Source organism: Synechococcus sp. PCC 7336 (assembly GCF_000332275.1).
Lineage (GTDB): Bacteria > Cyanobacteriota > Cyanobacteriia > Thermostichales > PCC-7336 > PCC-7336.
Window position 1 is genome coordinate 505,258 of sequence record NZ_CM001776.1, and the last position, 24,858, is coordinate 530,115.

Annotated in this window: 21 protein-coding genes and 2 pseudogenes; 13 read left to right on the top strand and 10 right to left on the bottom strand. The window is 55.9% G+C overall.

The annotated features are described in order from the left end of the window. Nucleotides 1-116: 116 nt before the first annotated feature. Nucleotides 117-425, bottom strand: a pseudogene (locus tag SYN7336_RS24085) (ISKra4 family transposase); the annotation flags it as partial. Between SYN7336_RS24085 and SYN7336_RS02415 the strand changes: the two are divergent. Further along, entirely contained in the window at nucleotides 390-1,991 is a 1,602-nt protein-coding gene (locus SYN7336_RS02415; protein WP_193789872.1) for a hypothetical protein, read from the top strand. The pseudogene SYN7336_RS24085 and the gene SYN7336_RS02415 sit on opposite strands and share 36 nt — an antisense overlap. Nucleotides 1,992-2,046: 55 nt before the next feature. Continuing rightward, nucleotides 2,047-2,409: a hypothetical protein gene (locus SYN7336_RS24090; RefSeq protein WP_038025687.1), complete on the top strand. Its 363-nt coding sequence runs from the start codon at nucleotides 2,047-2,049 to the stop codon at nucleotides 2,407-2,409. Between the two features lie 212 nt (nucleotides 2,410-2,621). On the opposite strand, the gene SYN7336_RS28555 is transcribed toward SYN7336_RS24090, so the two are convergent. Continuing rightward, complete coding sequence (locus SYN7336_RS28555) at nucleotides 2,622-2,837, bottom strand: transposase (RefSeq protein ID WP_071590726.1); 216 nt, start codon at nucleotides 2,835-2,837, stop codon at nucleotides 2,622-2,624. 166 nt (nucleotides 2,838-3,003) lie between these two features. Here SYN7336_RS28555 and miaB point away from each other — a divergent pair, with 166 nt between their 5' ends. After that, complete coding sequence (gene miaB, locus SYN7336_RS02430) at nucleotides 3,004-4,338, top strand: tRNA (N6-isopentenyl adenosine(37)-C2)-methylthiotransferase MiaB (protein WP_017324325.1); 1,335 nt, start codon at nucleotides 3,004-3,006, stop codon at nucleotides 4,336-4,338. 249 nt (nucleotides 4,339-4,587) lie between these two features. Then, entirely contained in the window at nucleotides 4,588-6,438 is a 1,851-nt protein-coding gene (locus SYN7336_RS02435) for an N-acetylmuramoyl-L-alanine amidase (protein WP_017324326.1), read from the top strand. Between the two features lie 5 nt (nucleotides 6,439-6,443). On the opposite strand, the gene SYN7336_RS02440 is transcribed toward SYN7336_RS02435, so the two are convergent. Both SYN7336_RS02440 and SYN7336_RS27625 read right to left on the bottom strand, forming a co-directional pair. After that, nucleotides 6,444-7,592, bottom strand: a complete 1,149-nt coding sequence (locus SYN7336_RS02440; protein WP_017324327.1) for a saccharopine dehydrogenase family protein — start codon at nucleotides 7,590-7,592, stop codon at nucleotides 6,444-6,446. A gap of 231 nt (nucleotides 7,593-7,823) precedes the next feature. After that, nucleotides 7,824-8,783, bottom strand: coding sequence for a M23 family metallopeptidase (locus SYN7336_RS27625; RefSeq protein WP_017324329.1), 960 nt, complete (start codon nucleotides 8,781-8,783; stop codon nucleotides 7,824-7,826). Between the two features lie 451 nt (nucleotides 8,784-9,234). Here SYN7336_RS27625 and SYN7336_RS28560 point away from each other — a divergent pair. Beyond that, a pseudogene (locus SYN7336_RS28560) lies at nucleotides 9,235-9,693 on the top strand (GNAT family N-acetyltransferase); the annotation flags it as partial. 91 nt (nucleotides 9,694-9,784) lie between these two features. On the opposite strand, the gene SYN7336_RS32130 reads toward SYN7336_RS28560, so the two are convergent. Further along, nucleotides 9,785-10,396 (bottom strand): DUF2808 domain-containing protein, encoded by a 612-nt coding sequence (locus tag SYN7336_RS32130; RefSeq protein ID WP_017324333.1) that lies wholly within the window; start codon nucleotides 10,394-10,396, stop codon nucleotides 9,785-9,787. Between the two features lie 45 nt (nucleotides 10,397-10,441). Here SYN7336_RS32130 and xth point away from each other — a divergent pair, with 45 nt between their 5' ends. Further along, the gene (gene xth / locus SYN7336_RS02475; RefSeq protein ID WP_017324334.1) at nucleotides 10,442-11,254 is read left to right on the top strand and encodes an exodeoxyribonuclease III; all 813 of its coding nucleotides are present in this window, start codon (nucleotides 10,442-10,444) and stop codon (nucleotides 11,252-11,254) included. 7 nt (nucleotides 11,255-11,261) lie between these two features. Here xth and SYN7336_RS02480 read toward each other — a convergent pair whose 3' ends face one another. Next, nucleotides 11,262-11,876 (bottom strand): triacylglycerol lipase, encoded by a 615-nt coding sequence (locus tag SYN7336_RS02480; protein WP_026100624.1) that lies wholly within the window; start codon nucleotides 11,874-11,876, stop codon nucleotides 11,262-11,264. 112 nt (nucleotides 11,877-11,988) lie between these two features. Between SYN7336_RS02480 and SYN7336_RS02485 the strand changes: the two genes are divergently transcribed. From SYN7336_RS02485 to SYN7336_RS02495, 3 genes are all read left to right on the top strand, one after another. Further along, nucleotides 11,989-12,555, top strand: a complete 567-nt coding sequence (locus SYN7336_RS02485; RefSeq protein WP_017324336.1) for a Uma2 family endonuclease — start codon at nucleotides 11,989-11,991, stop codon at nucleotides 12,553-12,555. 131 nt (nucleotides 12,556-12,686) lie between these two features. Beyond that, entirely contained in the window at nucleotides 12,687-13,277 is a 591-nt protein-coding gene (locus SYN7336_RS02490) for a Uma2 family endonuclease (protein WP_017324337.1), read from the top strand. 99 nt (nucleotides 13,278-13,376) lie between these two features. Continuing rightward, nucleotides 13,377-13,778 carry a hypothetical protein gene (locus tag SYN7336_RS02495; protein ID WP_017324338.1) on the top strand — a complete coding sequence of 134 codons (402 nt, stop codon included), beginning with the start codon at nucleotides 13,377-13,379 and terminating at the stop codon, nucleotides 13,776-13,778. Between the two features lie 190 nt (nucleotides 13,779-13,968). On the opposite strand, the gene SYN7336_RS02500 is transcribed toward SYN7336_RS02495, so the two are convergent. From SYN7336_RS02500 to SYN7336_RS02510, 3 genes are read right to left on the bottom strand one after another with little or no spacing between them, the layout of a single operon-like run. Further along, on the bottom strand, nucleotides 13,969-14,181 hold the full coding sequence (locus SYN7336_RS02500; RefSeq protein WP_026100625.1) for a type II toxin-antitoxin system HicA family toxin: 213 nt from the start codon (nucleotides 14,179-14,181) through the stop codon (nucleotides 13,969-13,971). 2 nt (nucleotides 14,182-14,183) lie between these two features. Then, nucleotides 14,184-14,396: a type II toxin-antitoxin system HicB family antitoxin gene (locus SYN7336_RS02505; protein WP_017324340.1), complete on the bottom strand. Its 213-nt coding sequence runs from the start codon at nucleotides 14,394-14,396 to the stop codon at nucleotides 14,184-14,186. 39 nt (nucleotides 14,397-14,435) lie between these two features. Beyond that, the gene (locus tag SYN7336_RS02510; RefSeq protein WP_017324341.1) at nucleotides 14,436-16,661 is read right to left on the bottom strand and encodes a hypothetical protein; all 2,226 of its coding nucleotides are present in this window, start codon (nucleotides 16,659-16,661) and stop codon (nucleotides 14,436-14,438) included. Nucleotides 16,662-16,819: 158 nt separating this feature from the next. Here SYN7336_RS02510 and SYN7336_RS02515 point away from each other — a divergent pair, with 158 nt between their 5' ends. The 3 genes from SYN7336_RS02515 to SYN7336_RS02530 all read left to right on the top strand — a co-directional run bounded on the left by SYN7336_RS02515 (nucleotide 16,820) and on the right by SYN7336_RS02530 (nucleotide 21,874). Further along, nucleotides 16,820-17,029, top strand: coding sequence for a Nif11-like leader peptide family natural product precursor (locus tag SYN7336_RS02515; protein WP_017324342.1), 210 nt, complete (start codon nucleotides 16,820-16,822; stop codon nucleotides 17,027-17,029). Nucleotides 17,030-17,353: 324 nt separating this feature from the next. Continuing rightward, nucleotides 17,354-20,623: a CHASE2 domain-containing protein gene (locus tag SYN7336_RS27630; RefSeq protein WP_083885636.1), complete on the top strand. Its 3,270-nt coding sequence runs from the start codon at nucleotides 17,354-17,356 to the stop codon at nucleotides 20,621-20,623. A 21-nt stretch (nucleotides 20,624-20,644) separates the two neighbouring features. After that, entirely contained in the window at nucleotides 20,645-21,874 is a 1,230-nt protein-coding gene (locus tag SYN7336_RS02530) for a DNA double-strand break repair nuclease NurA (RefSeq protein WP_017324345.1), read from the top strand. Here the strand turns inward: SYN7336_RS02530 and lipA are convergent. Beyond that, a complete protein-coding gene (lipA, locus tag SYN7336_RS02535; RefSeq protein WP_156820325.1) occupies nucleotides 21,871-22,773 on the bottom strand; it encodes a lipoyl synthase in 903 nt (300 codons plus the stop codon). The two genes, SYN7336_RS02530 and lipA, sit on opposite strands and share 4 nt — an antisense overlap. A gap of 243 nt (nucleotides 22,774-23,016) precedes the next feature. Here lipA and SYN7336_RS02540 point away from each other — a divergent pair, with 243 nt between their 5' ends. Then, nucleotides 23,017-24,696 carry a SulP family inorganic anion transporter gene (locus SYN7336_RS02540; protein ID WP_017324347.1) on the top strand — a complete coding sequence of 560 codons (1,680 nt, stop codon included), beginning with the start codon at nucleotides 23,017-23,019 and terminating at the stop codon, nucleotides 24,694-24,696. Nucleotides 24,697-24,858: the final 162 nt, after the last annotated feature.

Below are 24,858 nucleotides of genomic sequence, written 5' to 3' on the forward strand. Positions count from 1 at the left end.
TATGGCTGAATTATTGAGAATCTTCAACGAGTTTTCAAGGGTTCCAGGCTCTGCTTTTTGGACAAAAGCAATTTTTCGAGTTCCCCTCAATAGAGTGCATCCCAGTTTTGCAGATTTCAAGCAGAGAGAAATCCATTGAGGTAGAAACAGCGCTGTTTGAGGACTTGTGGAACATTATCCTCCTTCCATTGGGCTCCTGAAATTTTGATGCGCCGACCAATTTGCTTGACGGTAGACTCAATGGCTCCCGAGCCGATGGAAATCCCTTCTGTCTGGAAATAGCTGTAATTGACAATTCGATGTAGATGCTTCGTCAGATAGGCTATGAAGCGCTCCACCCGCTCGTGCTGCCAAGCCGCAAACTGCTCGATCGCACCATCAACATCCCCTTGCCACAGCCGAGCTTCCACCCGGTCAAGCCGTTTTTGTCTCTGGATGTGAGAGCTTCTGCTTCACCGGGTGCTGAGACACCCGAACCGCCGATTGCCGAAGCCCCCGAACAGCCCACTCTAACTCCCGAGCCAATCATCGACGAAGGGGCCGATATCATCATCACGCAGGACGATCTACCCCCGCGCGCTCCCTCTCCCAATCAAGGCACCGAGCTGTCCAATAGCGAGCACAACCCCGTGCCCGAGCCTGCGGTCGACGAGCCGGAAGCAGAAATCAACGAGCCAGAAGAGCCCCTACCACCTCGGGATCCCCGCCCCAATCGTCCCCGCGATCCTCGTCGCCGAGTCGGCCCCTTTGTGGTGTCTCCCGATGCTGTGAATGGCACCGATGGACCAGATGTTGCTGGAATCCAACCTTCGACTACTCCTGAAACAGCTCCTTTAACTGAGCCCCAGCCAATTAACCCAGACCAGTTTGTACGAGAAGTGGTTACCGGTGGCGTTGTCACTGGAGCTGCTGTGGGGATAGCGATCGCAGGGTTTACAGCACTAGCCCCAGCAGCACTACCAGTAGCAGCCACCATTCTCGGTGTGGTAGCCCTCGGGACGACTTTGAATAATATCGGTCGTCGCTTGGATGAGGTGGATGAGGCGATCGCCCGAGAGGAGCAGAGAGCCCAACAAAATCTTTCGACTCCAGTCAATGGTTTAACGCCCCGCCAACTCCGCCGCAGAGCGGCTATTGGAGGTGCTCTCCAGTTGGGAACTAATCTGTCAGAATTTATCTTTGGCACCGATTTCGCCACCGGTAGAGTCTTAACCACGGAAGAGCGAACCAGTGCAGGTGCTTCAGCCGCTGTCGAGGGACTGGCTGAGATTATTACTGCCGGGGCAGCGCCAGACAATATTTTTCGCTCCTTTCCCGATGGCCCTCGAACGAGCACTCTCGGGGATCTTTCTGATGCTGCTGAAGTTTTCCCAATCGTTCCAGGTCGGAGAAATAACTTCTCAGATAATGTCCCAGACCCCGCTGAAGTCCGCGCTCGTCTCAATGCCAGTCGCGCCAGCAGAGCTGAAGATCCCTCTGGATTCGCAGATTTCTCTCGTAGGGCTGACGGGATTACAAATTCAGCAGCCCGCTTCCAGCAAGACTTTGATTTTGTGAATAGAGTCAACTCTGGGCTACAAAATTCACCAAACGATCCATTTGTACAGCGCATCCAGGCTTTGACTAATAACCTCGAGCAAGGTAGACCTGACTTTGTAGAGGGCTTAGGTGGAGCTCGCCTTGAGGCTGCACTTGGACGAGAGATTAGGAATCCTGCAACAATAGGCTTTGATTTTGTGGATGCTCCAGGCAGAGATAACATTGAGCTGAAAGGACCATTCTTGGAGATCAACGATAGGATCCAAACATTTGAATTGATTCCTGAGCTCAATTTACCACGTGTGGCAAGGAGCATTAATAGTGAGGTAGATTCATTGCCTACATCTAATATTGACCTAATTGTTGTAGACTTACTGGGACTCACAGATCAACAATCTTTAGATCTATTAAGTCGAATTAAAGACACAATTAGAGTTCGCTTCTTAAGATAGAAATGCAAAAAAAATTTTCTACAAAAAAGGCTTTGTAAGCGTAAAAGACTATGACTTGAGATTTATTATCGATGAATCTCTTGAGGTTATTGATGCAAAGATAGCCGCCGATCCAGACAATGAATGGCTTCTTAATGTTCGAGAAGAGTGGGAGGGAGAACTCCTCAATCAAGGGCATAATCTAAGGGATTTACAACTTGATACCCTCATCAAGGATGAAAAATCTCAAAACAAAATAATTCAGATCCTTAGCGAAACCCGGAACAATATCCTTTCTCTAGGAGATATTGTTCCTCCTTTAAGCAATCGTAAAAAATTAAGAGCTTCTAATTACTATAATGTAGATAGAGCTCCAACCACGATATATTCAGATATTATAAATAGTATCGTCAATCTAATTAGAAATAGTCATAATTAATACTGATTTTCCATGAAGCTGCGCTTTAAGGGCACCTCGATTAATTGACTATCCAGGCCAAGTTGCAAAATCACGTCAACTTCGGGCTCTTGCCAACTTTTGGTGCTCATCACTGTTGGACGAGAATGTTTGTCTTCAATTTTATAGAGAAGAGGGCTGTCAACCCCGATTTCTGGTTTCTATCCGCTCGAAATCGTCAGTATATTGACGGGTTATTTTCCAGATCCCCAAAAGTTGGCAAGAGCCCTAATCCCAACTCGCAATGGCTGGCGACGAGCGGCAAAGATGCTCCCCGTCAGATCGTCAACCTGTCTGCCGCAGCCTTGACAGATGTAGCGTTGACGATACGCTTGAGTATCATCCATACCCCGCTTGTTGACCTGCTCGCTCCCGCATCTAGGACACTTCACACCCTCCGGCCAGCGCAACAGCAGAATGCCGCTTCTATCTCACCTCCCTGCTATCCCTATAGAGCCATAAATATTTACGCTTTCTTTTCCCATTGCGATCGCAGAGCGCAGAATGCACGAGTTCGACAGAAAACATTAGAATGGTCTTTGCTTCGCACTGCTACCCCATCCGGCCCCCCATCCCATGTCTCAGCAGACCTACCACATCACCACCTTCGGCTGTCAGATGAACAAGGCCGATTCCGAACGTATGGCTGGGGTTCTGGAAACCCTCGGCTATGCCGCTGCCGAGGATGAATTTGTCGCCGATTTAGTGCTGTACAACACCTGCACCATTCGCGATAATGCCGAGCAGAAGGTGTATTCCTATTTGGGCCGTCAAGCTAAACGCAAGCACGACAACCCTGCCCTCAAAATTGTGGTGGCGGGCTGTGTGGCCCAGCAGCAGGGGGAACAATTATTGCGGCGGGTGCCCGAAGTCGATCTCGTCATGGGGCCGCAGTATGTCAACCGTTTGGCGGACCTGTTAGCCCAAGTGGAAGCGGGCAATCAGGTGGCGATGACAGAACCCACCCACATTCTTGAAGACATTACTAAGCCCCGCCGCGACAGCGACATTACTGCTTGGGTGAATGTGATTTATGGGTGTAACGAGCGCTGCACCTATTGCATCGTGCCGTCGGTGAGAGGGCTGGAGCAGTCCCGCACTCCCGAGGCAATTCGACAAGAAATTGAGACCTTGGGTCGCGCGGGGTTTAAAGAAATTACCCTCTTGGGACAAAACATCGATGCCTACGGTCGCGATCTGAAAACCAACTTGGCCGCCCTACTGCGCTACATCCACGATGTGGACGGGATCGAGCGCATTCGGTTTGCCACCAGCCATCCCCGCTATTTTACGGAAGAGTTAATCGCCACCTGTGCCGAACTGCCCAAGCTGTGCGAGCACTTTCACATTCCCTTTCAGGCGGGCAATAACGAAGTGCTCAAGCGGATGCGGCGAGGCTATACCCACGAACGCTATCGCGACATCATTGCTCTGGTGCGCTCGTATATGCCAGATGCCTCCATTACCGCCGACGCGATCGTGGCCTTTCCGGGGGAAACTGAGGCGCAGTTTGAAGAGACGCTGCAGTTGATTCGGGATATCGAGTTCGATGCTGTCAATACCGCAGCTTACTCCCCCCGCCCGGGCACTCCCGCAGCTACGTGGGAGGAACAGTTGAGTGAAGCTGTGAAAAGCGATCGCCTGCAGCGCATCAACCGGGCTGTAGCCCAGTCAGCCGCCGCCCGCAGCCAGCGCTATTTGGGTCGCATTGAAGAGGTATTGGTGGAAGCGGCCAATCCCAAACGACCGGACCAGGTGAGCGGTCGCACCCGCTCGAACCGGATGGTGTTTTTCGAGGGGGATCTGCAGCGCTGGCGCGGTCAGTTAGTGCCAGTGGAAATTCGCGAAGCGCGAGCCTTTAGTTTGTCCGGTCAGTTGATGGCTTCACCAACATTGCAAGCGGTTGGATAGGCAACCTTCGGGTATCCTCCTTCTATAGTCAGAATTACTGTTGTCAGAATCCCCAATCTCGGTAACGTTGCCGAACTGTTCCCTCAGCAGCAAGAGGTTTGCGCTCGAATGGGGGACTGCCTTAATTGCCGTTGCTATAGTGGGTTTTAGCTTGGGGGGTCGTGGGGCTATTTAGTGGACAAGCGGACAAAATTGAAGCATTGGGCGCTACCTTTAGTGTGCTGCAGCACTTGCTTGTGGGGTGGCGGGATGGCTGTCGTTACCACTGCGCTGGAAGCTGCGATCGCGCCAGCGGCCGTCGTCCGCGCTGCGGAACTTGCAGAGAGTACTGAAACCACTCAACTGCGCGACTGGTCCTACAATCCCGCCTCGGGCCGCTTAGAAGTGAATGCTGGGGGGGCAATCCGGCCTGAACTATTTACCCTCGACAATCCCTCCCGCGTGGTGGTGGACTTTCCTAAAGTGATTTGGGGGCAGCCGGAGCGGATCGAGCGCTATCGCGGCGATCGCGTACAGGCATTGCGCATCAGTCAATTCAACCCCGACACCACCCGCATTGTGTTGGATATCGATCCCGATCGCCCGATCTCACCCGCAGAATTGCAGCTTCTCACCGCCAGCCCGGAACGGTGGGCAGTTCAGCTTGCCCGATCGCCTCAGCAGAATGTCTCCCCAGTGGCGGCGGCCGCACCCCCCCAGACAGAGCTACTCCCGCCGCTACCGACAAGCGGTACAGCCTCCCCGGCGATCGCCTCTTCCTCCGAACCTCAGCTAGTGGCTCAAACTGGCGATCGCGAAGTCGATATCCACATCTCAGCCATTGAATCCACACCCGAAGGCTTCTTGATTCGCACCAACGGACCTGTTGAGGTGACAACTCGCCGCTTGTTCGATCCCGATCGCATTGCTGTCGATTTTTTTGGCGCAGATGTTTCCCAGATGGAGGGTCCGAAAGAGTTATCGGTCAATCGGCTGGGCGTCAGTACCCTCAGGGCCGGACAATTTTTGCCGACTGTCGCTCGCATTGCCTTAGACGTCGATGTCACCAGCGGTGATTGGGAAAGTGTCTACGATGCTGCTCGCGGCGGGGTGATACTCTACCCGGCCGGGGGGGCACAAGGGGCAACCCTAGTGGCCAATACCCCCGCCAACTTTGACGGGCCTCGGGCCACGCTGCGATCGGTGCAGTTGCAGGGCAATCGCCTCGTCATCGATGCCGATGGTTTTATGTTCTATCGCAGCGGTTGGGATCCCAGCTCGCGGGCCTATCGCATCTCGGTCAGTCCGGCGGTACTGCCTGAAGCTTTACCCGATCCGGGCTTGTCTGCGAACAGTCCGGTGGAGCGGATTCGGTTCGTGCAAGAAAATGCGACGACCGTCAGCATCTTGGTGCAGCCCTCGCGGGACTTTAACGTGTTCGAGCCGTTTCCCGGCCAAGGTTCCCGCCGCATTACCCTCGACCTCCTCGGTATCGGTCAAACCGCGCCGCCCCCCGTCGCCCAGTCGGTGCCGTTGCCGGCACCGACGGCAGCTCCCACCCCCCAACTTCCCAGCCGTCGACCCCGAGCCACAATCGCCCTCGATGCCGGTCATGGGGGGGCCGATCCCGGCGCGATCGGGGTGGGAGGCATTCGCGAAAAAGAGGTGAATTTAGATATTACCCAGCGAGTGCAGCGGTTGTTATTGGAGCGGGGCTTCAATGTGGTGATGACGCGGACGGACGATCGCAAAATTTTATTGCAACCCCGCATCGACAGGGCTGTGGCAGGGGGAGCCGCGATTTTAGTCAGCATTCACACCAATGCCCTCAACCGCTCCAACATTAGTGGAGCCGAAACCTACTACCTGCGTCCCGACAGCGCCCGATTGGCCCAAGTCATGCATCGCAATGTCGTGCAGGGAACGGGGGCAGTCAATCGCAATGTGCGGCGGGCGCGCTTCTTTATGGTGCGGGAGACCCCCATCACCATGCCGTCAGTCCTGTTGGAGTTGGGCTATTTAACCAACCCAACCGAAGCGAGCCGATTGCGCACGGCGGAATATCGCGAGCGCGTAGCGCAGGCGATCGCCCGAGGAATTGCTGAATATTTTGGCAATTGAATCGGTCACAGATCCCCATCTGTCTTAGCTGCTGACTCCCTCTGCGATCGCGCTAACGGCTCTAGCGTGACGGGAATGTTGCGGTTGTGCATGGCTGCCTCGAATAGAGGAGTGGACAGGATCTGCTCCACAGGCCACACCCCCGGCTTCGACAGTTCCCCCGAAAGCATAGATTCAGCGATGCTGCCCGTGCCTGCACCAGCGGCAGCAGCCGTATCCTCGCAATACAGTGTGGATGTCGATCGCCATTGTCGATCGCCCTTTGTCTCTGTCACGTCGGCCCGAATGGCCACGCCGATGCCAGTAAAGCGATCGCTCACTTGGGTCATGGCATAGCTGACTTGGGAGAGAAACTCGATCGTGACTGGGCGTTTGAGCAATGTGGGGGGAATGGCGCGAGCCATTAGCCAGGTGAGATGGTTGTAGAGATCGGGCAGCGAGCCGAATTTGGTGGCGATCGCTTGCGCGGAGGGGAAAGATTCGGCGAGGGTCAGGGTCTCGGGCACGTCGAACCAATAGACTGGGGCATCGCCGTAATGGGGGAAATGAACGGATTGGCGATCGCTGTAGGGCAAGACCGATTGCCATTGGCGATCGATCCAGGCATCGAACGGATGCAGCAAGCCTAAGAATGTAGTTCGCATGACGGTCAGTCCCGCGCCGCCGGAGCCCGCCACGACGTAACTGAGTTGAATGGTTTCGGGGCGATCGCATTGCTCGGCAGCCTGACGCACCATGCTATTAGAAATGCCGGGAAAGATGCCGGAGTTAATCGTAGCGGTGATGCCTGCCGCTTCTGCTCGGCTGCGCAGGGAGAGGGCGAGCTCGGTGAATTCTCGGCTGTCGCTGACATCGAGATAATTCGTTTGGGTTTCGATGCAGAGTTCGAGCACTCTGGCATCGCGGTAGAGGAAGGGTCCGGCACAGTGAATGACGAGATCGGCCTCGACAATCGCCTCTCGCAGCCTGACCCGATCGGCGAGATCGCATTGGAGAAATTGTGCTTGGGGACCCAGTTGCTGGCAAAGGCGATCGCCCAGTTTGGAGTTGCGTCCGGCGATCGCAACGGTATGAGGCGTATGAGTGCAGAGATCGCGGGCAACACTACTCCCAATTCGCCCCGTCCCGCCGAGAATAAGTAACTTAGATGTCACGACAAACTCTCAATCATCGGAGTTGCGACCACTGGCTGAGCCAAAGTAGTAACCGGTTATAGCTGTAGCAAGTGGCGTCAAAACCGCAAATAAGGTCTTTGCACTGCTGTCGGTCGACGCCATGACAGCTTCTAAAAAGGGGTCAGCAAAGGACTTAATTATCTCCATCCTGAGCCCATTCAAGACTACTCTCCCTCCCATCGGCAAGCCCTTGACTGAAAAGGGCTCGATCTATCTCGAGATCTCGCGCAGTAGATTGCGAATTATCTCTGAATTGCCTTCGGGGCCGCCCTCTGAGGCGCTTATCTTTAACGGCTGAAGATCTTCGCCGTCCCCCTCAGTTAGAGTTGCCGCTAGGTGCGGATCGCCCTCCAATGGCTGTGCAGCCAGTTGAACGTCATTCGCTGCAGGAGTATCTCCTAAAAAGGCTGCTGGATTCATCGCTAAGCCATTGCGACGAATTTCAAAATGCAAGTGCGGCCCCGTACTGCGGCCCGTGCTGCCAGCGGTCATGATAACCTCGCCCTGGCTGACGCTGTCCCCTTTAGACACCATTACGCGAGAACCGTGGGCATATCGAGTGACCCAACCATTGGGATGGCGAATATCCACCCGGTTGCCATACCCGCCGCGATCCCATCCAGCATAAGTCACGATCCCTTCCATCGCCGCCACAATCGGTGTCCCCACCGGCCCCGCAACATCGATCCCCCGATGCATTCGGCCCCATCGCCAGCCATACCTCGAACTCACCTGACCCGCCATTGGCCAAATAAAATCTGTCGAGCCCAGTGGAAACAGACTTGAAGCCGATCTGCGCAGCCTGCCGCCAGCACCCGTTGAAAAATCGGCATGGGCGATCACATTGGGCACCCACGGCAGCGCCACCTCTTCACCTTGTTTGAGGGTTTCTAACGCTTTGTCCTCGTTTGCCGAGCGGATGGAGGAAGCCGAAATGCTATAGCGACGGGCGATCGCGTCTACTGTGTCCCCAGCATCGGCAATATAGATGGGGCGATTGGCGATCGCGATTCTGTCAGGGTCTTGACTGGCTGACTCCGCGACAGCCTCGCGACAGTCTGTTGCACAGTCCAGTTCGGTCGCTTGGGCTCTGCGCCAATGCAAGTCTCCTAAAAGGCCGACAGAGAGGGCCAGAGTGGCGATCGTCAGTAGAGATGCGTGATGCCACATTCGCGATCGGCGATTGTGGAGGCATAGATTTGAGGCAGAGGGCTGGTGGGTTGAGTCACTAGAGGCTGGTTGCAGGACTAAAGATATCGGCACCAAGTCATGTCTCCTGTCGGTGAGTCACACAGACCTTTGGGGCAAGGTAGGCTGCCTCAAAGTGGCCATCGAGTCGGTCGAGAGACTCTTCTCGCCAACCTTCAGCAAGTCCTCAGAGAGGACGTCAAACAGAATGAGTATATATACTCTTTGCCTGTTTGGCATTCATCTAAAAGACAAATATGAAGTCCGAATTGATGAAGTCTTGCTTACGATGCCCCGAGCCCATGGCGAAGTTTCAGGCCCTCAGTTTTCCCAACATCGATGCCGGGAGAATACGGATAGCGGCTTGGGGGGCAATCGTCCCCCAAGCCGCTCAAATGCGATCGAATTAAAGCAGCCCCCTCAAAATAATCCAATGAACAAACACGAGAAAGATTCCCTCCCGACGATCGTTGAAACCGATCGCCTCATCTTGAGAGAAATTGTTCCCGAAGATCTGCCAGACCTAGCCGCCCTCTACGCCGACCCTATCGCCATGCAATACATGGGCGGCCCCCGCGACACCAACAGCACCCGCACATATCTACAACAAATCTTTCAAAGCTATACCCAACAAGGCTTCGGCCTCTGGGCCACCATTCAGAAAAGCGATCGCAACTTCATCGGACGCTGCGGACTCCTGCAGCAAGAAGTAGACGGACAGCAGGAATTGGAAATTGGCTACGCGATCGCCCCCCAATATTGGAACAGGGGCTTAGCCACAGAAGCTGCTCGCGCCATTCGAGATTGGGCTCGGGCTAAACTTCCAGACCGCGATCGCCTCATTTCCATTACCCACATCGACAACCTGGCCTCGCAGCGAGTGGCCCAAAAGGTCGGTATGCAGCGGGAGAAACGCACCACATTTAGAGGCTTTCCCGTCTGGGTGTTTGCGCTGCAGCAGCACGACACAGGAAATAACGGGTTTAGAAGCGATCGCGATCGCCATTGCGATCGAAAAACGAGAAGCTGGCCAACCCCAATCGCTGACCTACCCCCACCTCGCGCTCGGGATAAGCTGTCACCGTGTAGAGATACGATCCTCCCCGGCGAGGATTGCGCAAAGACTTGAGGGCGATCGTCACCGTGCGCCCCGGCTCGACGGGCGGATCGAACAACACCCCAATCGCCTCGGCTTTATCCTCCGAGTCGAACTCGCCCCCCAAAGGCAGACCCACCACCGGCACCGGCTCGCCCCTGCGCAAACCCGCCCCTTCGTAAGCCGTAATATTATTCAAGCGAAAATAAATCGTTTCCACCCCAGAGTAGGGAATAATCTCGACATATGACAGCGGCTCGCCCGCATTGGCAGGCAGAGACAGAGCAAAGCGGAACGTTGCATTGCGGGCACTGGCAAACTTGGGCGTTAAGGATGTATCGACCATGCGCGGCGGCGAATTAAAGGCAATCCGACCATCCGAGAACACCACTCCCCAACTCACGCCTGCGGCAAGCCCAATGGAGGCGATCGCCCCCGCCGCCAGCTTGGCGAGCGGCACGAGCAACCGTTTGGCTGGCGACCTATTGGTATTCGACATAAATGCCTCCTACAGTATCTAGAGACTCTCCTTCAACTATGACCGATGCAAATTGCAACGTGGAATGTTAATTCCATCCGTACCCGTCTCGCCCACATCCAGACCTGGCTCGACTCCGATGCCGGTGCGGCGGTGGACGTACTCTGCCTGCAAGAGACCAAAGTAATAGACAAACAGTTTCCGCTCGAACCTTTGCAAGCTATGGGTCTATACCCCTACATTTACGGGCAAAAGGCTTATAACGGTGTTGCCTTCATCAGCCGCCATCCGCTTGCAGAGGTCACCTGTGGGTTTGAACCTGTCGTGGGGAAAGCTGTCACGGGTGCGTTTGACGAGCAAAAACGGGTGATTTCTGCCGTCTTGCGAGGGGTGCGGATTGTGAATCTTTACGTTCCCAATGGTTCGGAAGTGGGGAGTGAAAAATACCAGTACAAGCTGGGCTGGTTCGAGGTCTTGCAGGAATATCTCAAAACCTATTTAGCGCCGGAGGGGGATAAGACTCAAATGGTGGTGTGCGGCGATTTCAACATTGCCCTAGAGGATCGCGACATCTACAACCCCGATAAGAAAGAAACCCATATCATGTCCTCCCGCCGCGAGCGCGAGGTCTTGCGGCAGGTGCTCGCCTTGGGCTTGCAGGATACGTTTCGCAAGTTTACAGAAGATGGCGGTCACTTCAGTTGGTGGGATTATCGCTCGGGTGGATTTGCCCGCAATCGCGGCTGGCGCATCGACCATCTCTACGCCACCCCCAGGCTCTACGAACGAGCCGTTTCCTGCACGATCGATCGCGACCCTCGCAGTTGGAAAAAACCGAGCGACCACGCCCCAGTGGTGCTCGAATTGGCTGAGGAATAGCGACCTGCTATCGCGCGCTGTCCAATGCCTCTAAGATGGTCTGTTGCACGAGCGGGTGATTCATCATAAACGTATGGAAGACGGGCACTTGAATCAGGCGATCGCGATCGCCAATCGAGGTTTCGCCCACCGCCACTATGCCGTCGTTGGGTTCATCCCCAAACGGACTCCACAAGCCATTAAAACCGAGCGTTCCCGCCACAATGGTGTAATCAAACGTCGGCATGGAGAGGCTGGAACGCCAATCTATTCGAGCTAGCTTCCAGCCGCAGTCGCGGGCAAACCAGCGAAAGGGCCACCACTGCCAAGCCATTGCGGCCATGCGCGACGATTGATGGGGGGTGCCTAAAAAAACTGCATGGGCTGGGCTGGGCAATGCTTCTGCTGTCAACGCCGAGCGTGTCAGCAAGCCCCCCAGCGAATGGGCCACGATCGCGTAAGCTCCCTGTCGGGCCATGCTGCGGATTCGCTCTCGCAATCGCAGGGCAATGCGATCGTAGGATTCGGTTGCGGCAAAGTAGCCAAACAGTTCGGTGGAGTAGCCGCTGCGCTGCAGGTGCCGCGCCAAGCCCAACATTGACAGCGGCGATCGCCCGAGACCGTGAATGAGCAAAACCTCCATCAGTCTTCCAATCGGATTCGGAATATTTGACAGCCTAGCATTGGGGTAAAGGGCGATCGCCCTCTCAACCTTCCCCTACACTGAGAACAAGCCATCTAAACCCCACCCTGCAATGGTTCGCGCTATCCCATCGCCCCTTACCCTCGAAGCGTTTTTCAACTCTCCTTTGAGTGGCGATCGCTACGAACTGGTCAATGGAGAAGCAATCCTCAAAGTGGCTCCCCAACGATTTCACTCTAGAACCCAGAAAGCCCTGCTCTGGATGTTAGACGAATGGGGTAGAGAGCGGGGCGAAGTGGGAGTTGAGTGGTCGGTCGTTCTCAAGCGCCGGGGTCGAGACTGGGTACCAATTCCCGACCTGACCTATGTCTCCTTCGATCGCCTCTCCTCAGACCGGCAAGACGATGGCCCCTGTCCCATCCCTCCCGATCTGGCAATCGAGATTATTGCCCCCGGCCAAGCCTTTGGCAATCTGGCAGAAAAGGCCAGTGATTACCTGGCTGCGGGCGTATTGAGAGTGTGGATTGTCGATCCGCAAGCCCAAAGCATTACGGTATTTGCACCGCAATCGGTTCCGGAAACTTATCGAGGCGATCGCCCCATCGCCGATCCGCTCTTGCCGGAGCTGAACTTGACAGCGCTGCAGGTGTTCCAGCGGGCAGGGCTGTGCCGCCTTTGATGCTGAGAGTCGTCGAGCGGCCTTTCATCAAATCGCATCGGCTACAGGCCAACCAAGAGCACTAAATCTACTTCCCTACAATGACTCCGTTAAACTGTGGAAGAGCAGCTAGTCATCCGTGTAGCCCAGCTATGGTTGCCACCCTTCCCATTTCGATTCCTCGCGACTTCAATGTCAATGACGAACAATTTCTTCAATTTGCGCGCGCAAATCCCGAATTACGGATAGAGCGGGCCGCAGATGGGACATTGATTGTAATGGCACCAACGGGCAGTGAAGGCGGGAACCTGAACTTCGAATTGGGGCTCGATCTGGGACTTTGGAATCGGCAAACCCAATTGGGTAAGGTGTTTGATTCTTCGACTGGGTTTCGTTTGCCTAATGGTGCTATCCGTGCGCCAGATTTAGCTTGGATTGCGGGCGATCGCTGGCAGTCTCTCACCTCCGAGCAGCGGCGCGGCTTCGCCCCCATTTGCCCTGACTTTGTGATGCAACTCGCCTCTGAATCTGACGACATCGCAATGCTCCGACTGAAAATGCAGGAGTATATAGATAATGGCTGCCGTCTGGGGTGGTTAATTTCCCCCAAAACTGAATGTGTGGAGGTTTATCGACCCAGACAAAGTGTCGAAAGCCTGTCCTTCCCCACGAGTTTGTCGGGAGAAGACATTTTGCCAAATTTTGTCCTCGATCTCCAAGCAATCTTCAAGTCTGTCGAGTGATGGAGATATGTGGCCCGTACATTATTTCTGGAGCGGCGATTGCCGATCGTCCGCGCTAAGCTGACATCAGCTCAGATTGATTGAATTCAACACTCTCGCATGTCAGCAGAAGAAATTCTGGACCTGCTTCGGCAGCAATATAACTGGAACTTCAAGCCCCTCGAATTTTTTGGCAACCCAGCCCTGCGCACCTTCGCCAATGGCAAGCGGCTAACCGCGTTCCCCGTCACTACTCCCCAATTGCTGAACATGGCAGAAACCTGCACCACCCCGATCGCCTGGGACTTCGTGCGCGGCCAAATTGCCTTGGCGATCGCCGGACAACTCACAGGCACTCAATTCGATCGCTGTTGGCATTGGCTGCGCAGCACCAACCTGCTCGACATCTGGCTCGACCCCGATATGCAAAGCCTCGCCTTTGACAGAGCCAGCTCCACCCTCCAGCAAGTCGGCATCTCCCCCCACCAACTCCTGCAGGACTATTTCGACAGCGCCGATTGAATTCCAACGCCCTCAACGGGTGTCGAAGCAACGTAAATTGATATAGCGATCTAGATCGCCTTCCCAGCCTCCCAACTCCAACGAGCACTGTACTCAAGTCCCCCAGAATGGGGGATTTAGGGGGCGAATGTAGCGATTGACCGCACCCGTCGGAGGCACTCAAAACTACGGGTTTCAAACTAAATTCGGTTTATAAGAATTGCTTGAATTCTTGAATGGTCAATCCAGAATCTTTAACAATTCCAGCCATTGTAAAAGCATTGACTGGATTTGCTCTAGGAATAACAATGATACGCTCACCATTAGCCATGGTAATATGTTTGCCCTGTCTAATGACTTGAAAACCGAGCTTTTCAAAAGCCTTAATTGCTCTTAAATGATTAACTCCTGGAAGCTTTGGCACAGTCAACTTACTTCCACATAAAGAGATTCGGCATCTCGATCGACTTCTTCAAGAGTCTCAAAATAGATTTGAATTGCATCCTTGATGTTTTCTAGAGCCTCTTCTTTAGTCTCACCTTGAGACCAGCATCCTGGCAAACTAGGACACCATACCGCATATCCTTCCTCGCTCTCTTTCAGTCTCACTGGATAGCGCATATCAAATTCTACCTTCAAGCGATGCTCATCCTGAATTATATCTCAGCCTATCTGACCTCAACGATCTCCGAACACTGGCACCAAACCCCCCTGCTGCAAGAGTGTTTGTCCTTCGGCAGTCAGCAACATTTCTGCCATCTTTGGCCCCACAGGCGGCAAACTGTTATCGAAGGAATACACCACCACCACCGGATAGGCCAGCGGATAAATCCTCTGCCGAAACAACTCCGGTTGCAACGCATACCCCCCCTTCGTCGTGCATAAATCGCTGCTGGGGCGCAGCGGGCTGCCATCCGGAAATGCGATCGCCTGCACCGCCGCCTCCCCCGCCCGCCGCAACGCCAGCGGATACACCGCGCACTGGCCGAACACCTCGCTAAAGGGCGCAAACCCTACCCCCCCCACTGGCCTGGCCGGTGACTCGAAATCCCGAAAAATCTGCCGCAACATCGCTGGAGTGCGCAATCCCACAATCCCGTTCTCCAGCGACTCTCCCTGCAACACCACCTGCTCGAAAATCTCCCTCGCTTCCGCAGAACTGGGGGCGTAGAGTTGCACCGCTAAAGACACTGAATTCGACGCTACATTGGCCCATTGCATCACCTGCTGCCCGTAAAGTTGCTGCACCTGCTGCAAGGATAATTGGCCCCGCAAGTGCTGTGGCAAGCCATTTCGCCGCTGAGCGTAACTAAAAGCCACAACCACGGCCAACCCATCGTAGGCAATCGTCTGGGTCTCAAACTGCTGGACCGAGAAGGGGGCGATCGCTGGCAAAATTGCAAAATCGACCTGTCCCGTGCGAACCTGCTCCAAGGCCGAAGCGACCGACTCTGCCGGACGGTAGATCAACGAGATCTGGGGTTGGGCAGCCATCACCCGCGCCTCAAACCGCGCCTCCTGAGCTAACAACTCCCATCGCTGGTTGACTGTCTGCCACACCCCATTCCCGACCGCCGTATAGCGAAACTCGCCCGCAGGCACCCCCGCCACCTCCTGCAAATGCGCTACACCGGCAACCAAACCCTCCTCCTGGCGGCGAACCAGACTCCAAACGAACAGCGCTGCCCCCAACAGCAGCAACAGCAGCGGCAGAGTCACCCATTGCCAAACATTGTCTTCGGCAGGAGCGCTACGTTGGCCTGCGGTCACCGCCGGCACAAGTAACGGCAACGGTTCGAACACCAGTTGCTCCAATGCGATGCGAGCCTCAGCGGCACTGGCAAATTCCCCATTGAGGAGCTGTTTGATAAAAAATTCGAGCGATCGCGGCACCCCGGCAGGCCAATCTAGAGAACTGCGGGGGTCGAGAATGCCGTCCTCGCCAACGGTATTGCCGCAGAGTAAATAAAATCCCACGTAGGCCAAATCTTGCAAGTCTCGCGCTACCTGTTTGGGATGGATCTCGGGGGCGATCGTCGGTTGCTTGACGGGATCGAACAAATCCTCCCACAAGGCCAGATCCCGCAAATACACAAATGTTTCTTCGCCGTACTGCAGTTGACACAGACTATCTAAACTGAGATTGCCGCAGGCGATCCCCCGCACGGTTTGACTGGAGGGCAACCGAAAGGTCTGGGTGTGCAGACATTCCAGAGATTGCAAAATTTGCTGGAGGTGACGGACGACAGTGGCGGGGGGCAAACCTCCCTGACGTTCGATGGTGCGGTTGAGGGAGGGGGCGATCGCGCGCTCGTCCGTCACCAAGAAACACAGCGGCTCTAGCGGATCGGCGATCGCGTCTGAGGGCTCTACCCAGCGCAAATCTTGCGATCGCCCGTCGGCCAATTCCAGTCCCGCCACCCGCGCAAACGCCTGCTGCCGCAATTGAATCTCGACCGGCGAAAGCCGCTGGCTATCCAATCGATATTCCTGCAGCATCACTGCTTGCTTCGTGTCCACCTCCACGCCGCTATAGAGGGGGTGCCCCCCCCGCTGCCCCTGTCGTTCGAGCAAGCGGTAGCGCCCTCGCCGTCCCAAAAACGATCGCTCGGGCAGAGGCGATGCTGAGGTGGATACCGCTGCTGCCGCCAAGTCCGGGCTAGGGGCGACCCAATCGAGGACTGTTGGGGAACTGGGGTGCAGTTGAGGCCGGAAGGGTTTGGCACGAGAGGATAAGGCAGGATCTGGTGCGACGAGGTAGATATCGATCTCGGCGGCGATCGCCTCCAAGCTGGGTTGCAGCCATGCTTGCTGCGAGAATTGCTCGAAGCGAGGGGGTCTGTCGGCGATCGGGAGCCTGTTGAAATAAGCTCTGAGAATGGGCTTGAGGACGGGCTCGAACACAACGCCACTCCTAGGGCTCGAACAGATACACGTCCCAAGTATGGCGGCTCCCCAACCCCCCTCGATATTCGACAAAAGGTGAATACTTTTAGTCCGTTATTTCGGATATAAAACGGTCTAGGCTACCTTAACGGCAACGTACTTGGGAGATAGAGATCGTGGCTCGAGAAAATGTGGTCAAGCTATTTCGTGCCGCCCGCAACGATGCCCAACTGCAAGACAAACTGAGTCGAGCTTCAGACTTGGCAACCTTTGTCCGCATTGCGACATCTAATGGGTACGAATTTACGGCGGATGAGTACCGTCAAGCCACCGGGTTTTCGGTGGAAGAGCTAGAGTGCGAGCTCAGCGAAATTCCGGGAATTTAATTGCAGCAGAGGGCGATCGCCTCTTCATTCAGGCTTCCTATCCGAGCTCCAACCGAGATCTTGAGGTTTAGCTAGAATTCAACCCTGCCATTGGCGCGATCGCTACTCCAACCATCAAAGGCAAGCAGCGATCTTGTTGTCCCAATACGGTCGCACGCCGAAACGATACACTTTTTCGCATGTACTGTATCTTTTTGATTGGCAATCGCGTGGGATCGCCGAGCAATTCTCCGTTCGCCTGTAACAATAGGCGATCTCCGGGTAGCACTCAGAGATTTCTCAGCGTTCAATGGAAGAGGCTTCTTTTCTCCAGCGGACTTCTCAATGTACCGATTGAACTGGCGATCGCCCAAGTTCCCAAGACGGCTGTGGCCGGGTTGTTTGGCCTTGGCAGCGATTGGCCTGTCTGCGGGGCTTGGCGTGTGGCAGCCGCTGGAGTTGATGACCTACAACCTGCGATATCGACTGCGCGGGGCACGCCCTTGGAGCGATCGCATTGCTGTGATCGAAATCGACGATCGCAGTTTGCAGCAATTCGGACGTTTTCCGATCTCGCGCCAGTACTACGTTCGGTTGCTAGAGATCTTAGTCGCTGCAGATACCCGCACGATCGCAATCGATATTGCGTTTCCCGAACCGGATGCCCGAGACGCAGACCTCGCAGACCTGATGCTCCAACACGGTCGAGTTGTGTTAGCTCAAGCGAGTGACCATACTGGGGCGCTATTGTCTTCCAGTCCAGAGATTGAACGAAGTGCTGCCGCATTCGCGCATATTGACAAATACCAGGATGCTGACGGGATTACTCGGCGGGTGGAGCTATCGACTGCTGTGTTAGATGCCCGCCTGCTGGGTAGTGGCAGCGACCCCGGAGAACCATTGCTCTTACCAGCCTTAGCTTGGGCAGCACTAGAGATCGAGCATGCTTTCTTGCCGCCAGATCGACAACTTGTGGAATTGCCAGAGCTCGATAGCACCCTCTGGTTGAACTGGCCCAGCCCCGTCACACACCGGCAAGATCCCAGCTCGCTGGAGGCAGAATTGGCTACAGGAGCGCTGCTCTCCGTCTCCCTGGTGGATGTCTTAGAAGGTCGCATCGATCCCGAAGTATTTGCCGATCGGTTTGTCTTGGTGGGGGTGACTGCGCGAGGCTTAGACCCCTTACAAACCCCTTTCAATCGAGTGCCGGAAACGAGCGGCGTCTATATGCATGCAGCGGCGCTGCACAACCTGCTGGAGGGAGATGCTCTAGCTCGATCTCCGCATTGGTGGTTGGTGGCGATTGGAGTGTTGGTGGGGCCGGTTTTGGGTTGGGCGATCGCGCGCTATTCTGCTCGCCACCTACTGGCGGTGGTTGTTTTGGCCAGCGGGGCATGGTGCAGTCTGAGCTCGATCGCCTTTCAGGCGGGATATTGGCTGCCAGTGGCTTGGCCGGTGGCCTCGATTGCTCTGACGGGGGTGTTGGTCGAGCTCGGCGAGCGAATGGAGACCAATCGCAAGCTAGAGCGGCAAATCAACTTGCTATGGAAGGACTATGGTGAAGATTTGATTCGCGACAATCCCTTGCCCGTCAATTTCCCCGATTTGGACGAACGCTCTCGGGATAATGTGGGGCGACTGGCTACGCTGGCAGCCGCTTTTGGGCGATCGCAATCGGCCCAGGCGGCGATCGCGGACAGTTTGCCAGTCGGGCTGGCGGCTGCCGATATCAAAGGAGTGGTGTGGTTTTGCAATCCCCACGCCTCGGCATGGCTGCAACTGGAAGTGGGCGATCGGCTGCAGCCGGTCCTGATTCCCCGATGGACGACATTAGCCCGCTGGCAGCAACGTCTGCAGGAATTGGCCGCCAATCGAACCCCACCCCCATGGGAGGCGAAGCGACAGGGGCGATGGTACGTACTCAAACTCGATCCGTTGTTCGCCCAACACAACCAGCAGTTTACGGGGGTATTGCTGACCGTCGAAGACATCACCACTAGGCGGGAAATGCAGGAGCAGTTGGTGGCCCAAAACCGCGAGCTCGAACGGGCTCGGCAGGTGGCTGAAGCCGCCACCCACATGAAAGGTGCCTTTTTAGCTAACATGAGCCACGAAATCCGCACCCCCATGAATGCGGTGGTGGGGCTGGCAGGGCTATTGCTAGAGACTCCCCTCAATAGCGAGCAAGAAGATTTTGTTGAAACCATTCGCGCTAGTGGAGACACGCTGCTGGCGATCATTAATGAAATCTTGGATTTTTCGAAATTGGAAGCGGGCTCGGTCGAACTAGAGCAGATTCCCTTCCGGTTGACCCACTGTATTGAGGCGGTCGTGGATTTATTGGCTCCCCAAGCCCAAGGTAGGGGCCTGGAATTGGTCAGTTGGGCACACGATCGCGTGCCCGATTCGCTCCAGGGAGATCCCACCCGCATCAGCCAAATTTTGACCAACTTGATCGGCAACGCCCTCAAATTCACCCAAACGGGTGGGGTGACGGTGGAGGTGAGTGCCGTGGAGCGATCGGAGGTAGAGGTCACTCTACGCTTCAGCGTCCGAGATACGGGAATTGGAATTGGCCCGCAGGTGCAAGCAAAGCTGTTCGAGTCGTTTTCGCAGGCGGATGTTTCCACCACGCGACAGTATGGGGGAACGGGGTTGGGGCTGGCTATTTGCAAGCGGCTGGTGACCTTAATGGAGGGAGAGATTGGGGTGGAGAGCGAGCTCGATGTCGGCTCGACCTTCTGGTTTGAAGTGACCCTGCCCTATCAGCCCGAAACAGTGATAGAAGAGGATCTCAAACTGCTGCAGGGGGTGCGTCTGGTGGTGGCGGACGCATTTCCCGACACTCGCGCGGCGATCGCCGAACGGGCACAACAATGGGGTCTGCAGGTGGAGACTCTCGATCTTGCCACAGCCTCTACTTGGCTGCAAAGCAATTGTCCTCAGATTGTCTTGGTCGATCTCAACAGCGAGGAGGCAACTGCCCTGTTGGAGGCATTGGACCGGCAACCTCAGGCGAACCGCCCTTATTGCATTGGTATGGCCCCCTTAGCCAAACAAGATATGCTCAAGCTCTGGCTAGATGGCGATCGCATTGATGCCGCCATCTCCAAACCGGTTAAGCGAGCCCGTCTACTCGATGCCCTCTTGGCCGCAGTGCAAGCGACGCCCCTGCCTCTCCCTGTTGTCAAACCACCGCCCGAGCCTGCTGCCCGCGAGCACAGTGCGCGCATTCTGCTGGCGGAAGATAACCGCGTCAATCAGAAGGTGGCGTTGCGGCAATTGAACAGCTTGGGCTATTCGGCGGAGGTGGCGGCGAATGGCCAGGAGGTTTTGGTGGCGATGGCCCGAGCTGCATTTGATGTCGTGCTGATGGATTGTCAGATGCCGCGCATGGATGGATTTGAGGCAACGCGCGCCATTCGCCAGCAGGAGGGGGACGATCGCCATACGGTGGTGATTGCCATGACGGCGAGCGCCCTACCCGAAGATCGAGAGCGCTGCTTGGCGGTGGGGATGGATGACTTTATCTCAAAACCCGTGCATAAAGAAGATTTGCGGGATGTGCTAGAGCGCTGGACGCTCCAGGCGAGCGCGGGGACAGAGGTTCGCTAGCGCGTTCTGTTAGATAAGCTGGTGCCAGCGATTGGAAACGAGCCCGTGCTGAATACGATCGAATTGGCAGCTCAGATGGAGCGGGTGGGGGAACACCTGCAGCGGGAGGCGATCGCTGCCCGAGCCCGCCTGCAAGAAGTGCTATCTGTATTTGGGCGGGCAGTCGCCGACCCTTCCCCTTGGCAGTGCCGCGAATCTTCCGATCGCGAGCAGTTGTGGTTCCACCCCGCTCTGCCGCAAGCACCCTTAGGCGATTGCCCTGCCGTCGCGCCCCTCGACATCCCCCATGCGATCGTGGCCACCGATGGCTCTCAAATTACCCCCAGCCATCACGAAGTCGCCTATTGCTCGCTGGTGAATGTGGGGCGGGTGGCGATCGAGTATGGCGGCAAGCGTTTGCCCTTGCTCGACAGCACGCCGCAAGTGTATTACCGCTCCGAAGAACTCAATCGGGGTCGCCCTCCAGGCACCAGTATTGACACAATGTTGGCCCTGCGTCGCACCCAGGCAGAACTGCAGGAGTTAACCCAGTTAGCCTTGGATTGGTCGAGGGAGTCGGTACCCGCGATCGCCTTAGTGGACGGAGCCTTAATCCATTGGGGGCTGGATGCCCTGCCCCGCGACTGGCAGCCCCAGTGGCTCGTTCCCCTGCTGGCCCAATTCGATCGCCTCCAACAAGCTCGAATTCCCCTAGCCGGATATATCAGTGCCAGCCGCAGCAGTGAAACGATCGCCTATTTGCGCTTGGGTCTGTGTCCCTTCAAGACCTGCGAATGCAGCATTCACTGTGGCGATCGCCAACTGTACGCGGCCCCCTGCACTCCCTACTCCGTCTCGAAGGAAGGACCGCGATCGCTCGGCGATGTCGCCCTTTGGTCCGCCCGCCTCGCGCCCTATCAGCGCAGCCCCATTTGGCGCAGTCAGGCCGAGCTGCTGGATCTTTACGGAGCCCACCACCACATCCATTTCTGTTACCTACATGTGGGCAGCGAGGTGGCGAGAGTGGAATTTCCCGCTTGGGTGGCAACCGATGCCGCCTTATTAGACCGGGCGCTGGGGGCGATTTTGACGCAGGTCCAGCGGGGGATGGGGTACCCTGTAGCCCTGGCAGAGGCCCACCATTTGGCTGTGGTGCGAGGCAGCGAGCGGCAGTTCTTCTTTGCCACCCTGCAGCGGGAAATGCAGCGGCTGGGGCTACAGGAGCCATCCGTTTCTCTGAAAGAAGCCAATAAGCGGCAGGGGGTCGCTTAGCGAGGATTGTCTGCCATTAAAGCCTGCACCTCTTCGGCGTGGTAAGAACTGCGCGTTAGCGGCGTAGAAACCACCTGCAAAAACCCCATTTCCATGCCGACATCGTGCCAGCGTTGGAATTGTGCGGGGGTGACAAATGCTTGCAAGCTCAGGTGCTTGGGAGACGGCTGTAGGTATTGACCGATGGTGAGAATATCGCAGTCTACCTGACGCAAATCTGCCATGACTTGAATCACTTCTGCGTCAGTTTCCCCCAAGCCCACCATGATGCCGGACTTTGTATAGACCTCGGGGCGCAGTTGGCGCGATCGCTTCAAGAGTTCTAAGGAGCGCTGGTAATCCCCCTGTGGACGCACGCGACGATAGAGGCGCGGCACCGTTTCGGTGTTGTGATTGAGCACTTCGGGGGCGGCAGCCAGGATGGTAGCGAGAGCCGCCCAATTGCCGCACAAATCGGGGATTAAGACTTCGATGCTAGTGCCGGGAGAGGTCTCGCGCACCGCCTCAATGCAGCGGACGAATTGGCTGGCACCGCCATCGTCGAGATCGTCGCGATTGACCGAGGTAATCACCACATGGTTGAGGTTCATGCGGCGAACCGCTTCGGCAAGGCGATCGGGCTCAGTCGGATCGAGGGCTTTGGGCTGCTTCTCGAAATCGATATCGCAATAGGGACAAGCCCGCGTGCAGGCAGGCCCCATGATTAAGAACGTAGCAGTGCCCCGCTGGAAACATTCGCCGATATTGGGACAGGAGGCTTCTTCGCAGACGGTGTTGAGCCCCAAACCCCGCAACAGATCCTTGACCGCTCCCACCCGCTCCCATTGAGGGGCTTTCACCCGCAGCCAGTCGGGTTTTTTGCGGCGGGCAGCGGTGGGAGAGGGGGAGTTGGCGTTCAAGAGAGTGCCTCGGAGCTTGTCATCAATAGGGGCTGACTTATTTTCGCATGCTGCTCGATGTCCGTCTGCGATTGCCCGCTCGCGGGGTGTGGGGGCGATCGCCTGGATCGAACTCGCCGAGTGCAGAGCGATGTCAACCCCTACAATCGATGGAGGATGTCGGGATTCCTCAAAATCTCTGTATTTCACTTCAATATCAATGTTATTTGAGACAGCCGCTTCTGTGGGTTGCCTGCGCATTATATGAAACTCTTTCACGGTTTGCGATTCGATAATCTTCGGGGAGATGCCTTTGGAGGGGTGACAGCGGCGATCGTTGCCTTGCCTCTAGCCCTAGCCTTTGGCGTATCTTCAGGGGCGGGAGCTATTACTGGCTTGTACGGTGCCATTCTGATTGGCCTGTTTGCCGCACTGTTTGGAGGCACTCCGTCTCAAATCTCCGGTCCGACTGGCCCCATGACGGTGGTGATGGCCACAGTTTTCACAGCGGTGGCTGCAGCAGATAGCTCTGAAAACAGCATCGCCCTTGCCTTCACGATTGTGATGTTGGGGGGGCTCTTTCAAATCCTATTTGGTGTCTTGCGACTGGGCAAGTACATCACCTTGATCCCCTACACAGTCGTGTCTGGCTTTATGTCGGGGATCGGGGCCATCATTATCTCGATCGAGATCGGCCCCCTGTTGGGATATCCCGGCGCGGGGAGCGCGATTGCTTCCCTGCAACAAGTTCCCAATAATCTTGTCAACCTCGATCCCATTTCGACTGGCTTGGGACTGCTGACACTGGCGATTGTCTTGTTCTACCCGCGTCGGCTCAACCGCATTTTGCCTGCCCCCCTCACGGCTTTGATTGTTTCCACGCTCGTGTCAGTGCTGCTGTTTCCCGACAGCGACATCCTCCGCATCGGCGAAATTCCAACTGGATTGCCGCAGTTACACCTACCCAGGCTAGAGCTTTCGCAGCTCAAACTCGCGATCTCCTATGGTTTGACGCTGGCAACCTTGGGGGCAATCGACTCTTTGCTGACGTCTTTGGTGGCAGACAACATTACTCGCACGCAGCACGATAGCGATCGCGAGCTCATCGGTCAGGGGATTGGCAATCTGGTTTCCGGTCTGTTTGGCGGCTTGCCCGGAGCGGGAGCCACGATGCGCACGGTGGTGAACGTGCAGGCAGGCGGGAAGACGCCTATCTCGGGGGTGATTCACGCGCTAGTGTTGCTGGTGGTTTTGTTGCAGGCGGGGCCTCTCACCGCCACCATTCCTCACGCCGTCCTCGCAGGTATTTTGCTCAAAGTGGGGATCGATATTATCGATTGGGGCTTTCTCAAGCGGGCTCACAAGATCTCGCTGCGGGCAGCAGGAATTATGTACGGCGTTATGCTGCTGACGGTTTTTGTCGACCTGATTACCGCAGTGGCGGTTGGTGTTTTTGTGGCCAATCTGTTCACGATTCAGCGTCAGACTGAGGTGTTGAGCAAAGACGTCAAGGCAATTAAATCTCCAGAGGATGACGACTCTCTCAGTCACGAAGCCCGAGAACTGCTGCGAAAAGCCGATGGGCGAATTTTACTGTTTAGCTTGAGTGGCCCCATGAGCTTTGGGGCCGCGAAGACCATTTCTCGACGGCTGGCGATTGTGGGCAGTTACGATGCTTTGATTCTGGATGTGACGGGCGTGCCGTTGCTAGGGGTGACGGCTTCGCTGGCGATCGAAAATATGGTCAGAGAGTCGGTCGCTCGCCATCGCCGCGTCTATATTGTCGGGGCCAAAGACGAGGTGGAAAGTCGTCTGAAGCGGTTAGATGTATTTGACCGGCTGCCTGCAGAAAACCGCCTAGACAATCGCTTAGAGGCTTTGCAGCTAGCTTTCGATGCAGTCATGAGCGATTGCCCCCAACCCCCCGCAGAGGTTGCTCAATAACCCCTTGTCGCGGGTGGCAGAGCTCGGCCTTGTCCTCTCGGGGATATGCTGCTGCGGTCCATCAGAAGTCAACTTTGCGATCGCTCCCCACAGCCATCATCGAGGCGGCTCATTTTCGCCTGTTTTGCTACCCTAAATCGACCAGTTTTAAGCTATGACCGT